At 69.7% G+C, this 12,493-nt stretch carries 12 protein-coding genes; 8 read left to right on the forward strand and 4 right to left on the reverse strand.

Annotation, left to right across the window (positions count from 1 at the left end):
• The first annotated feature begins 24 nt into the window (after positions 1–24).
• Both thrS and AB0E69_RS19725 read left to right on the forward strand, forming a co-directional pair.
• A complete protein-coding gene (gene thrS / locus AB0E69_RS19720; protein ID WP_360147436.1) occupies positions 25–2,049 on the forward strand; it encodes a threonine--tRNA ligase in 2,025 nt (674 codons plus the stop codon).
• Positions 2,046–2,618 (forward strand): HIT domain-containing protein, encoded by a 573-nt coding sequence (locus AB0E69_RS19725; protein ID WP_360147439.1) that lies wholly within the window; start codon positions 2,046–2,048, stop codon positions 2,616–2,618. The genes thrS and AB0E69_RS19725 overlap by 4 nt, the downstream gene beginning before the upstream one ends.
• Here the strand turns inward: AB0E69_RS19725 and AB0E69_RS19730 are convergent, their stop codons facing one another.
• Both AB0E69_RS19730 and AB0E69_RS19735 read right to left on the reverse strand, forming a co-directional pair.
• Positions 2,619–3,548: a hypothetical protein gene (locus AB0E69_RS19730; RefSeq protein WP_360147442.1), complete on the reverse strand. Its 930-nt coding sequence runs from the start codon at positions 3,546–3,548 to the stop codon at positions 2,619–2,621. It lies immediately after the preceding gene.
• A 71-nt stretch (positions 3,549–3,619) separates the two neighbouring features.
• Positions 3,620–4,552, reverse strand: coding sequence for a hypothetical protein (locus tag AB0E69_RS19735; RefSeq protein WP_360147445.1), 933 nt, complete (start codon positions 4,550–4,552; stop codon positions 3,620–3,622).
• 109 nt (positions 4,553–4,661) lie between these two features.
• Between AB0E69_RS19735 and pgsA the strand changes: the two genes are divergently transcribed.
• Genes pgsA through AB0E69_RS19750 form a run of 3 tightly spaced genes read left to right on the forward strand, consistent with a single transcriptional unit; the run spans position 4,662 to position 7,286 of the window.
• Positions 4,662–5,318: a phosphatidylinositol phosphate synthase gene (gene pgsA, locus AB0E69_RS19740; RefSeq protein WP_360147448.1), complete on the forward strand. Its 657-nt coding sequence runs from the start codon at positions 4,662–4,664 to the stop codon at positions 5,316–5,318.
• Positions 5,318–6,166: a phosphatidylinositol mannoside acyltransferase gene (locus tag AB0E69_RS19745; protein WP_360147451.1), complete on the forward strand. Its 849-nt coding sequence runs from the start codon at positions 5,318–5,320 to the stop codon at positions 6,164–6,166. Before pgsA ends, AB0E69_RS19745 begins: the two co-directional genes overlap by 1 nt.
• Positions 6,167–6,176: 10 nt before the next feature.
• Positions 6,177–7,286: a glycosyltransferase family 4 protein gene (locus AB0E69_RS19750; RefSeq protein ID WP_360147454.1), complete on the forward strand. Its 1,110-nt coding sequence runs from the start codon at positions 6,177–6,179 to the stop codon at positions 7,284–7,286.
• Here AB0E69_RS19750 and AB0E69_RS19755 read toward each other — a convergent pair whose 3' ends face one another.
• On the reverse strand, positions 7,287–7,694 hold the full coding sequence (locus AB0E69_RS19755) for an HIT family protein (RefSeq protein WP_360147457.1): 408 nt from the start codon (positions 7,692–7,694) through the stop codon (positions 7,287–7,289). It lies immediately after the preceding gene.
• 52 nt (positions 7,695–7,746) lie between these two features.
• On the opposite strand from AB0E69_RS19755, the gene AB0E69_RS19760 reads away from it, so the two are divergent.
• Genes AB0E69_RS19760 through AB0E69_RS19770 form a run of 3 tightly spaced genes read left to right on the forward strand, consistent with a single transcriptional unit; the run spans position 7,747 to position 10,336 of the window.
• Entirely contained in the window at positions 7,747–8,199 is a 453-nt protein-coding gene (locus tag AB0E69_RS19760; protein WP_360147460.1) for a hypothetical protein, read from the forward strand.
• Positions 8,196–9,071: a tetratricopeptide repeat protein gene (locus AB0E69_RS19765; RefSeq protein ID WP_360147463.1), complete on the forward strand. Its 876-nt coding sequence runs from the start codon at positions 8,196–8,198 to the stop codon at positions 9,069–9,071. Before AB0E69_RS19760 ends, AB0E69_RS19765 begins: the two co-directional genes overlap by 4 nt.
• Positions 9,068–10,336 (forward strand): tetratricopeptide repeat protein, encoded by a 1,269-nt coding sequence (locus AB0E69_RS19770; protein ID WP_360147466.1) that lies wholly within the window; start codon positions 9,068–9,070, stop codon positions 10,334–10,336. Before AB0E69_RS19765 ends, AB0E69_RS19770 begins: the two co-directional genes overlap by 4 nt.
• A gap of 18 nt (positions 10,337–10,354) precedes the next feature.
• Here the strand turns inward: AB0E69_RS19770 and AB0E69_RS19775 are convergent, their stop codons facing one another.
• Positions 10,355–12,487: an elongation factor G-like protein EF-G2 gene (locus tag AB0E69_RS19775; RefSeq protein ID WP_360147469.1), complete on the reverse strand. Its 2,133-nt coding sequence runs from the start codon at positions 12,485–12,487 to the stop codon at positions 10,355–10,357.
• Positions 12,488–12,493: the final 6 nt, after the last annotated feature.

Raw genomic sequence — 12,493 nt, forward strand, 5'->3', positions numbered from 1 at the left:
AGGTCTGTCGATACCATCTCCTTCGTGAACCAAGGTGTGAAGGTGCAGCTGATCGGTGTCGAGGGTGAGGCCGAGCGGAGTGTGGCCGAGACGACGACGATCGGGGAGCTGTTCGCCGAGATCTTCGGCCAGGACCGCTCCGCCCTCGCCGCCCGGGTCAACGGTGAACTGCGCGACCTGTCCCGGGTGCTCCAGGACGGCGACCAGATCGAGCCGGTCAAGGCGTCCTCGGCGGACGGCCGGGCGATCATCCGGCACTCGACCGCGCACGTCCTCGCGCAGGCGGTGCAGGACCTGTTCCCGGAGGCCAAGCTCGGCATCGGCCCGCCGGTCGAGAACGGGTTCTACTACGACTTCGACGTACCCACGCCGTTCACCCCGGACGACCTGGGCAAGCTCGAGAAGAAGATGCAGCAGATCATCAAGGAGCGGCAGCGGTTCAGCCGCCGGGTGGTCTCCGACGACGACGCCCGCGCCGAGCTCGCGAACGAGCCCTACAAGCTCGAGCTGATCGGCATCAAGGGCTCCGCCGCGGACGCCGCCGAGGGCGCGTCGGTCGAGGTCGGCCAAGGCGAGCTGACGATCTACGACAACGTACGGCGGGACGACAGCGTCGCCTGGAAGGACCTGTGCCGCGGCCCGCACGTGCCGGCCACGGGGTACCTCGGCAACTTCAAGCTGATGCGTACGGCGGCGGCGTACTGGCGTGGCAGCGAGAAGAACCCGCAGCTGCAGCGCATCTACGGCACCGCGTGGGAGTCACGGGACGAGCTGAAGGCGTACCTGACCCGCCTGGAGGAGGCCGCCAAGCGCGACCACCGCAAGCTGGGCACAGAGCTCGACCTGTTCAGCTTCCCCGACGAGATCGGCTCCGGCCTCGCCGTCTTCCACCCCAAGGGCGGCGTACTGCGGAAGGTGATGGAGGACTACTCCCGCCAGCGGCACGTCGAGGACGACTACGAGTTCGTCTACTCGCCGCACATCACCAAGGGCCAGCTGTTCGAGACCTCGGGCCACCTGGACTGGTACGCCGACGGCATGTACCCGCCCATGCACCTGGACGAGGAGCGCGGCGCGGACGGGCAGATCCGCAAGCAGGGCCAGAACTACTACCTGAAGCCGATGAACTGCCCGATGCACAACCTGATCTTCGCGGCCCGCGGACGCTCGTACCGCGAGCTGCCGCTGCGGTTGTTCGAGTTCGGCACCGTGTACCGGCTGGAGAAGTCCGGCGTCGTGCACGGTATGACCCGCGCCCGCGGCTTCACCCAGGACGACGCGCACATCTACTGCACCCGCGAGCAGATGCGCGACGAGCTCCGCAACCTGCTGACCTTCGTGCTCGGCCTGCTCGCCGACTACGGCCTGGACGACTTCTACCTCGAGCTCTCGACCAAGAACCCGGACAAGTTCGTTGGCTCGGACGAGGTCTGGGAGGAGGCGACCGAGACGCTGCGCGAGGTCGCTGAGGGCTCGGGCCTCGAGCTGATCCCGGACCCGGGCGGCGCGGCCTTCTACGGCCCGAAGATCTCCGTCCAGGCGAAGGACGCGATCGGCCGGACCTGGCAGATGTCCACGATCCAGCTCGACTTCAACCTGCCCGAGCGGTTCGAGCTCGAGTACACCGCCCCGGATGGCTCCCGGCAGCGGCCGGTGATGATCCACCGCGCGCTGTTCGGCTCGATCGAGCGGTTCGTCGCCGTCCTGACCGAGCACTACGCCGGCGCCTTCCCGCCCTGGCTGGCCCCGGTCCAGGTCCTCGGCATCCCGATCACCGACGGGCACGTCGACTACCTGTACGACGTGGCCGCCCAGCTGAAGAAGCAGGGGATCCGGGTCGAGGTCGACGCCTCCGACGACCGGATGCAGAAGAAGATCCGGACCGCGCAGAAGTCCAAGGTGCCATACATGCTGATCGCCGGCGACGAGGACATGGCCGCCGGCTCGGTCTCGTTCCGGTACCGCGACGGCACCCAGAAGAACGGCGTACCGGTGGCCGACGCGGTCGCCGAGATCGTCGAGGCCGTCCAGAAGCGCGTCCAGGTATGACGGACGACGGTCCCGCCTCGCCGTACGAGCCGGACGAGCTCGGGCGGCAGGACGGGGTCGGTGTGCAGGACGAGTTCCTGCGGCTGTGGACGCCGCACCGGATGGCCTACATCGAGGGCGAGAACAAGCCGACCAGCTCGGCGGCGGGCTCGGGCTGCCCGTTCTGCCGGCTGCCGAGCATGCCCGACAGCGAGGCGCTGATCGTGCACCGGGGCGAGGCGGCGTACGCCGTCCTCAACCTGTACCCGTACAACCCCGGCCACCTGATGGTCGTGCCCTACCGGCACGTCGCCGACTACACCGAGCTCACCGATGCCGAGGTCGCCGACGTGGCCGCGCTGACACAGCAAGCAATGCAAGCCGTGCGCACCGTCTCCGGCGCGCACGGCTTCAACATCGGGATGAACCAGGGCGAGGTCGCAGGCGCCGGGATCGCCGCGCACCTGCACCAGCACGTCGTACCGCGCTGGGCAGGTGACACGAACTTCATGCCGGCCATCGCTCACACCAAGGTCCTGCCGCAGCTCCTCAGCGACACCCGGGCCTTGCTGGCCAAGTCCTGGCCATAGTCACTCGCCGGACAGCGGCTGCCCGACGGAGTTCTGCCAGGCGAAGTACGTCGGGTCGTTGAACGTCCCCGCCGCCTTGCCGAGCCCGGTGATCTGCGTCGCCGCACCGTTGGCGTGACCGACGTGGTACAGGTACCCCGCCTTGGTGTCCTTGTCGATGCCGAGCAGCAGTGTGCCGTTACCGCACGGCGCCGCCACCAGCGACTCGAACCCCTGCCAGGTCGCCGGCCGGACCTGCTTCACGACGCCCGGGATGATCTGCCCACCGGCCAGCGGCAGTCGAGCGGTGTAGAGCTTGCCGCTGGTCAGCGTCATCAGGAACGTGTCGTACGTCGGCGTCTGGCTGATCAGCGTCATCGCCTTGACGCCCTTGTAGCCCGACTGCCACCCGGTGATCCGCCGCGACGGTACGCCGTTCGTGTACGTCACGTTGCGCCGGTACAGCGTGCCGTCGGTGTGCAGCGAGTACTCCGTCACCCGCTGCTTGCCCCCGGCGACGAGGGTGGACCGGTCGAGCGTCCGGTAGACGTTCCAGCCGCCGCCGACCCGGGTGACCTGCTTGGTGATCACGCTGCCACCACCGTGCGGGGTCAGGTACGTCGTGTCGTACATGGTCGAGCCCATGATGACCGGCCCGGTGTGTCCCTCGCTGTTGCCCTCCTCGGCGTCACCGAACCGCATGGTGGCGCTGAGCCGGACCGCCCCGTCCGGATAGATGTCCTTGGCAACGATCTTGTCGGCCACCTTGGCGCCGGTGGTGCTGAACGTCTGCATCCGGTGATCGCCGCCGGCGGTCACCGACCCGACCTTGATGCTGCAGGTCGCGCCGGTCGCCGACGTCCCCCCGGCGAACGCGAGACCGGTGGACAGCAGGCCCGTGCCGAGCGCTCCGGTCGCGAGCACTCCGCCGAGTTTTCCCCACTTCGTCATGACTACCCCCTGTTTCGTACTGCTTCGCTGTTGTCGGGTGGGATGCCGGACTGGTCCGGAAAGTTGCCCGTTCAGCGCAGGAAAAGAGGCAAAAGGGGATCGACGATGCCGAGGAGGGTGTCCAGTGTGACTTCGCGCGGGGGAGTGGTCAGGCAGCTCACCCGGACCACCCGCCGGCCCTGGCGGAAGACGAGCTCGCCCGCCTCGGGCAGGTAGTACCCCGGCTGACCGATCGGCGCGAACCGTGGCGCCGGCACCCGCTCGGCCTCCGGAATGGACCGCTGGTCGAATGCCTCGACGATCGACACCGTCGCGTTGAACGTCCCCCAGATACACGTCAGCGCGCCCCGGATCCGGTAGTCCCGCCGCAACTGCACCTGCAGCCCGATGTACCGCTCCGCCGCCGAGTTCGACAGCTGGCACGCCGGGTCCGACTGCCGGGCCGGTCGCAGGTGCCCAGGTACGGCATCCCGTACGGCGAGCGCGATCGCGACCGCCTTGACCCGATCGATCCCGTCCGCGGTACTGCGGTCGATCCCGCCCGCCGGCGTGATCCGAACGACCCGATCGCCGGCCTGGAACACCAGCCGGGACTCCGAGATCGCGCCTGACGGACCGAGCGCGGGCAGCACCGAGACGCTGCCCGCCCCCTCCATCAACCGGCTGAGCGCGTCCGGCTGGGCCGGGAGCGCACTCACCCCAACCGTCACGACCCGGCCCTCGAGCACGAGCGTGCACAGGTCCATGGCCGGCAGTCCGCCGTCGTTCCACGCGTTCGGCTTGGCCGTCACCGGCACGCGTAGCTTCACAGCGAGCTGGTGCGCGGTCGCCGTACACACCTGTGGCCCGGGTGCGCCCGCAGTACCGTCCAGGCCCTCGGCCTGCGGGGGAGCGGTGACCGTGGGGACGACGGCGATATGAGGCGGCGTCGGCGGTGGGGTGTCGTTGGCCCGGTGCGCGACGGAGCAGCCGGTCGCCAGGGTCAGGACCAGCACAAGGGTCACGGGGCGCATGCTCACTGGCTCCAGGATGACCCCGATCGACGCCGCTCGCAGGTCGAAATGCCCGCCTTGTCACGGAAGAGTGATCCGGCTGGACTACGATCGCGTCGCCATGCTTAACAGATTCCGGATGTTCTGGACCAAGGTGATCACGCCGATCGCCAACCTCCTGCTCAAGCTCGGCGTGAGCGCCGACATGGTCACGCTGGTCGGCACCGTCGGGGTGTCGGCCGGAGCGCTGATCTTCTTCCCGCGCGGTGACCTGTGGATCGGCGTGGTGGTCATCACGTGTTTCGTCTTCTCCGACCTGATCGACGGCTACATGGCCCGGACGTCGGGCACGTCGTCGAAGTGGGGCTCGTTCCTCGACTCGACGCTGGACCGGATCGCCGACGGCGCGGTGTACGGCGGCCTGGTGATGTTCTACGCGAACTCGCGGGCCGGCGACTCGACCCTGATGGCGGCCGTGACGCTGTGGGCGCTGGTGATGGGCGCGGTCACGTCGTACGCGCGGGCCAAGGCGGAGAGCCTCGGCCTGAAGGCGAGCGGCGGTCTGGCCGAGCGCGCGGACCGGCTGGTCTTCACGCTGATCCTGGCGTTCTTCTCCGACGTGTTCAACCTGCCGATCCTGCTCGAGATCGTGATCTGGTACGTCGCCGCCGCGAGCACGATCACCGTGGTCCAGCGGTCGCTCTCGGTCCGCAAGCAGGTGATGGCCGACGTGGCCGACGCCAAGCTGGACACACCGCCCCCCGACCAGCCCAGCTGATGCGTCACCGGGCCGTCGACCTCGCCTTCGCGCTCGCCTGGACCCTGGTACGGCGCCTCCCCGAGCGGACCGTCACCTGGCTGTTCCGCCTGGCCGCCGACCGGACGGTACGACGCAACGGCCGCGGCGTACGGCGCCTGCGCAGCAACCTGACCGTAGTTAGTCCTGACGCCGACCTCGACGCGCTCACCAAACAAGCCATGCGCTCGTACCTGCGCTACTGGCAGGAGGCGTTCCGGCTGCCCGAGTGGAGCGCCGAGGAGATCGTCGGGCGGGTCCAGACGGTCAACGAGAAGCTCCTCCGCGACGCATACGCGGCCGGCAACGGCGTGATCTGCGCGCTGCCCCACCTGGCGAACTACGACCACGCCGGCGCTTGGGCCGGCCTGACAGGGATGCCGGTGTCGACAGTGGCCGAGCGGCTGCAGCCGGAGTCGCTGTTCGACCGCTTCATCGCCTACCGCGCCAAGCTCGGCATGGAGGTGCTCCCGCTCACCGGCGGTGACGATCCCACTGCCGTACTCGCGGAGCGTCTCAGAGCCGGCGGCTTCGTCTGCCTGGTCGCCGACCGGGACCTGTCCGAGCGCGGCGTACCGGTCACGTTCTTCGGCCGCCCGTCCCGGATGCCGGCCGGTCCGGCTGCGCTCAGCCTGAAGACCGGCGCGCCGCTCATCCCGGCCACGCTGCACTACGAGGGCGCCGACCTGGTCATCACGTTCCACGACGTCGTCGAACCGGACGGCGGCGTCGCGGCCATGGTGCAGCGCTGCGCGGACGCGTTCGCCGACGGGATCGGCAAGCACCCTCAGGACTGGCACATGTTGCAGAGGATTTTCCTCGAGGGGTGAGAATCGTCCCGTGAGGATCGGTGTGGTGTGCCCGTACTCGCTGGGCACGCCCGGCGGGGTGCAGAACCATGTCCGCGACCTGGCCGAGGCCCTGCTCTCGCTCGGTCACGAGATCTCGGTGCTCGCGCCGGTCGACGACACCGACACCGGGCCGCCGGTCCCGCCGTACGTCGTCTCGTCCGGGCGGGCGGTCGGCGTGCCGTACAACGGGTCGGTGGCGCGGGTGACGTTCGGGCCGCGGACCGCTGCCCGGGTGAAGAGCTGGCTGGCGGACGGCGACTTCGACGTGGTCCACGTGCACGAGCCGACGACGCCGAGCGCATCCGTGATCGCGCTGTGGTCGGCCGGCGGCCCGTTCGTGGCGACCTTCCACACCTGGCAGGTCCGGTCACGGGCGATGAGCGCCGCGTCCAGCTTCCTGCGGCCCGCGCTCGAGAAGATCGACGCGCGGATCGCGGTCTCGGAGAATGCGCGCTCGATGATGGTCCAGCACATCGGCGGCGAGGCGGTGGTGATCCCGAACGGCCTCTACACCGCCCGGCTCAAGGGCAGCCCGCGGTCCGAGTGGCTCGGTGCGGACGGCACGATCAGCTTCCTCGGCCGGCTGGACGAGCATCGCAAGGGTCTCGGCGTACTCATGAAGGCTGTGCCGGCCCTGGTGGCCGAGCGGCCGGGTCTGCGGATCCTGGTGGCCGGAGCGGGACAGGCGGACGAGGCACGGCGGCTGTTGCCGGCGAGCTGTCGCGACAACGTGCTGTTCCTCGGGGCGATCGACGATGAGGCGCGGGCGGACATGCTGGCCGGTTCTGACGCGTACGTCGCGCCGCACCTGGGCGGGGAGAGCTTCGGGATCGTCCTGCTCGAGGCGATGGCGGCCGGTGCGCCGGTGCTGGCGAGCGACCTGCCTGCGTTCCGGCAGGTGCTGGACGGCGGCCGGCTGGGGGAGCTGTTCGAGCCAGGCGACGTACAGCAGCTCACCGAGCGGGCCCTACGCCTGCTGAGTGCGCCGGACGAGCGCGAGAAGTTCCGAAGCGCCGGGCTGAACGCCGTACCGCGCTATGACTGGTCGGTGCTGCTGCCGGAGCTCCTGTCGGTCTACGAGCTGGTCGCCCGCCAGTAACTACACCAGGCGGGAGCCGACGGCCTTGATCTCGTCCATGTCGCCGCTGTGTGGCTTCCACGGCAGGACCATGGGGTCGTTCGGGTAGCGGGGGATGACGTGCAGGTGGGTGTGGAAGACGCTTTGCCAGGCGTCCGCGCCGATGCAGCTGAGCAGGTTTGCCCCGGTCGCGTCCTCGAGCCGGTCGATGACCCGGCCGATCAGGGACTGGGCGAGCAGGGTCGCGGCGGTGAGGTCCTCGGCGGAGGCCTCGCGCAGGTCGTTCGAGTGCGTCCGCGGGATCACCAGCAGGTGCCCGGGCGTCGCGGGGGCGATGTCCATGAACGCGATCGCCCGCTCGTTCTCGGCGACCTGGGTCGACGGAACGGTACCGGCCACGATCCCGCAGAAGAGGCAGTTCTCGCTCATCCGCACAGGCTATACACTGCGCGAGCCGAACCCTGCCCACTCGAGGAGCCCGATGCCGGACGAACTCCTGCGGCCGACCATCGTGCCCGGCCCCAGCCCGTCGGCGCGGCCGTGGCGGCTGCTCCCGATGGGGTACATCGCCGTGTTCGGCGGGGTCCTGCCGATCACCTGGCTCTCGTTCGTGAACAGCCGCCGGCTGGGCGTCAGCGGCGGACGGCGGTGGCTGATCGTCGCCGTCGGGGTGGTCGGCCTGGGGGCCGAGATCGCGGTCGCCGGCTGGCTGCAGATCGGTGTTGGTGACGGCGCGCTGCTGGCGCAGCTGACGCCGGTCCGGGTGATCGCAGCGCTGTGCTTCCTGGCCCAGATGCGGCTGCAGCTCCCGATGGAGCGTGCGTTCCAGTTGCGCGGCGGCGAGCACGCGAAGCGGTTCGGCGCCGGCACCCTCGTCCTGGTCGGCTTCCTGGTCGTCACCGAGATCGTCGTCATGCTGGTGGCGGGCTCATGACCGAACCGACGGAGGCCCGCCTGCAGATGGCCGGGCACTGGCTGCAGATCGGCCGGCCGGAGCGAACACTCAGCGAGCTCGATGGGCTGTCCGGCGACACGGCGCTGGACGTTCGCGCGTACCTGTTCCGCGGTACTGCGCTGCATCAGCTCGACCGGAACGCCGAGGCGATTGACGTACTGCAGGACGGGCTCGGCCGGCACGGGCCGTTCCTGCCGCTGCTGCACATCCTGGGCTACTCGCTCCGCTCGGAAGGGCGGCTGGCTGAAGCCGAGGCGGCCTTCCTGCAGGGGCTGAGCCTGGACCCGCTCGACCCGGACCTGCTGATCGGGTACGCGCGAGTGTGTCTCGTGGCCGGTCAGGCGGAGAAGGCGAGTGCATTGGTCGAGCGGGCCGCCTCGCAGGCTCCGGACAGCGTGGTGGTGTCCGCGGCCCGGGCTGAGGTCGCCTACGCGCTCGGCAAGGACCGCGACATGCGCCGGCACAGCATCGAGGCGCTGTCTCACGACCCGGAGGACCCGCACGCGCGGGCCTTGCACGGCCACGCCTCGATGCTGACCGGAGACGCCCGCTCGGGCTACGACTCGTTGCGCTCGGCTGCCGCGAGTCAGCCGGACGACGATCATCTGCGGACGGCGGCTCGCGAGGCGAAGCTCTTCAATCACCCGCTGATGCTGCCGCTGCGGCCGTTCGCTCGGCTGAACCCGCTGGTCGTGTGGATCGGCGCGGTCGCGATCATCTACGGCCTGCGCCTGGCCGGGCTGCCGCAGGTGTCGTTCGTGTTCGCCATGTGCTGGCTGGTGTTCTGTGTCTACTCCTGGGTGGCCCCGCCGCTGGTGCGCCTGTGGATCAAGAGGAAGTGGGGAGCATGAGCAACGACCGGATCGCCGCGCTGCGTAAGGCGGTCGAGGCCAACCCGGACGATGTGCTGCTTCGGCTGGTGCTGGCCGAGTCGCTGGTCACCGCCGGCGAGGTGGAGGAGGCGCTGGACCAGTACGTCGTGCTTCTGGACCAGCACGCGTTGCCGGACGACCAGTTCGTCGCTGTCGGTGAGCTGGCCGCGGCGAACGGGCGGCTCGCCCTCCTACGGAACCTGCTCGAGGCCGCGCGGCAGCAGGGCGTTGTGGAGGGGACCGGTCGGTTGCAGCAGCTCGTCGACGACATGATCGCCGAGCGCAGCGGCGTCCGGATCAAGGTCGGTCCTGAGGCCGAGACGCCGTACGACCCTGACGGCACCGGCGCGCCGAAGGAGACGACCACCTTCGACCAGGTCGGCGGGATGGAGGAGATCAAGCGGGTCATCCACCGGATGGTCATCCTCCCGCTGAGCCGGCCGGAGCTGTACGAGAAGTACGGCCGGAAGTCCGGCGGTGGCGTGATGCTCTACGGCCCGCCCGGCTGCGGCAAGACGCTGCTGGCCCGGGCGACGGCAGGGGAGTGCGGGTTGCCGTTCGTCAACGTCCGGATCGAGGACGTGATGGACCCGTACCTCGGCGTCTCCGAGCGCAACCTGCATGACGCGTTCGAGCGGGCCAGGGCGAACGCTCCGTGCGTGCTGTTCCTGGACGAGCTCGACGCGCTCGCGTTCGCGCGGCACAAGCACGGCGGGTCTGAGGCGCGGCGGCTGGTCGACGTACTGCTGCAGGAGCTGGACGCGATCGGCTCCGAGAACGAGGGACTTCTGGTGCTCGCGGCGAGCAACGCGCCGTGGGACGTGGACGAGGCGATGCTGCGGCCCGGGCGGTTCGACCGGGTCATCTTCGTCCCGCCGCCGGACGAGCCGGCGCGTGCCGACATCCTGTCGGTCCTGACGAAGGACGTGCCGGTCGACAGCCTCGACCTGAAGGCGTTGGCGGCGCAGACGCCGATGTTCAGCGGTGCGGACCTGCGCGCGCTGATCGAGCGTGGCGTCGACAAGGTGATCGACGAGGCGCTGTCGTCCGGCGGCGAGCCGCCGCTGTCCATGCAGCACCTGACCGACGTGCTCCCCACGGTCAAGCCGTCCACCCTCGACTGGCTGCACCGCGTCCGCTCCTACATCGAGTTCGCGAACCAGAGCGAGCGGTACGACGACGTCGCGACGTACCTCAAGTCCCGCGACGTGAAGCGCCGGCTCAACCGCGACTCGAAAAGCTGAGCCGGCGCGTCACTACTGTCAGGAGGACTTCATCTTGGCGGCGGCCGAGTCCGGCATCGGCTCGTAGCGGGAGAACTCGCGGCTGAACGTCGCCGCGCCGTGCGACAGCGACCGCAGGTCGATCGTGTACCGGGTGATCTCCACCTGGGGTACTTCGGCCTTCACCAGCGTGCGGTCGTCGCCGATCTTGTCGGTGCCGAGCAGCCGTCCGCGCCGCCCGGACAGGTCGCTCATCACCGCACCGACCAGGTCGTCCGGCACCAGCACGGACACCAGGTCCACCGGCTCGAGCATGGCGACCTTGGTCGCGGCCGCCGCCTCCCGCAGGGCCAGCCCGCCGGCCATCTGGAACGCCATGTCGGACGAGTCGACGCTGTGCGCCTTGCCGTCGCGCAACGTGACCCGGATGTCGACCATCGGGTAGCCGGCCGCGACGCCCTTCTCCATCTGCGCCCGGACGCCCTTCTCGACGCTCGGGATGAACTGCCGCGGCACCGCACCGCCGACCACCTTGTCGACGAACTCGAACCCGGACCCCTGCGGCAGCGGCTCGACCTCGATGTCGCAGACCGCGTACTGCCCGTGGCCGCCGGACTGCTTCACGTGCCGGCCGTGGCCCTTCGCCTGCCCGAGGAACGTCTCCCGCAGCGGCACCCGCAGCTCGACGGTGTCGACGGTCACGCCGTACCGGTTGGAGAGCGCGTCGAGGACGACGTCCGAGTGCGCCTCGCCCATGCACCACAGCACGATCTGGTGCGTCTCCGGGTTCTGCTCGATCCGCAGCGTCGGGTCCTCGGCCGCGAGCCGCTGCAGCCCGACGCCGAGCTTGTCCTCGTCGGTCTTGGCGCGCGCCTGGACCGCGATCGGCAGCAACGGCTCGGGCATGTTCCACGGCCGCAGCAGCAGTGGGTCGGCCTTGTCGGACAGCGTGTCCCCGGTCTCGGCCCTGGTCAGCCGCCCGATCGCGCACATGTCACCCGCGAGCACCCGGGTCGCCGGGCGCTGCGACTTGCCGAGCGGGAACGAGAGCGAGCCGATCCGCTCGTCCTCGTCGTGGTCCTCGTGCGAGATGTGCTCACCGAAGAACGACGTGAAATGGCCCGACACGTGAACCGTCGCGTCGGGCCTGATGGTGCCGGAGAACACCCGCACCAGGCTGACCCTCCCGACGTACGGGTCCGACGTCGTCTTCACCACCTCGGCCAGCAGCGGCCCGTCCGGGTCGCAGGTGAGCCCCTTGCGGGCGACCCCGTGCGGATTGAACACGTCGGGGATGGGGTGCTCGGGCGGTGACGGGAAGCCGCTGGTCATCACTTCGAGCAGCTCGTACGTGCCGATCCCGGACGCGCTGCAGACCGGCAGCACCGGGAAGAACGAGCCCCGCGCGACGGCCCGCTCGAGGTCCTCGATCAGCACCTTCTGGTCGATCTCTTCGCCACCCAGGTACCGGTCCATCAGCGACTCGTCCTCGGACTCCTCGATGATGCCCTCGATCAGCGAGCCGCGGAGCTCTTCGATCTGGTCCGCGTACGACGGGTCCGGCGTACCGGTCGAGCGCTTGCCGCCGGAGTAGCCGTAGTACGACTGGGAGAGCAGGCCGATCAGCCCGTCGCCGGCCGGCAGGTACAGCGGGAGGACCTTGTCGCCGAACGCGGCCTGCGCGGTGGCTAGCACGTTCTGATAGTTGGCCCGGGCGTGGTCGAGCTTGGTGATCACGACCGCCCTGGGCATTCCGACCTGGGCGCACTCCTGCCAGACCGTCTTGGTCGGCTCGTCGACGCCCTCGCTCGCCGAGATCACGAACAGTGCACAGTCGGCGGCGCGCAGCCCGGCCCGCAGCTCGCCGACGAAATCGGCGTACCCCGGGGTGTCGATCAGGTTCACCTTGACGCCGTCGTGCGGCAGCGAGGCGAGCGACAGGCCCACCGAGCGCTGCTGCCGGACCTCGGCGTCGTCGAAGTCGCACACCGTGGTTCCGTCCAGGACGGTGCCGGGTCTGTTCAGGACTCCGGAGGCCACCAGCAGGGCCTCGACGAGGGTGGTCTTGCCGGAGCCGGACGGGCCGACCAGGACCACGTTGCGGATGGCGGCCGGGCTGTCCACAGCGGGCGCGGCTCCGGTGCCTTGGGAAGCGTTCGTCTTGTCTGCCATGACGTT

Origin of the sequence: Kribbella sp. NPDC026611, assembly GCF_040638345.1 — a bacterium.
Classification (GTDB): domain Bacteria; phylum Actinomycetota; class Actinomycetes; order Propionibacteriales; family Kribbellaceae; genus Kribbella.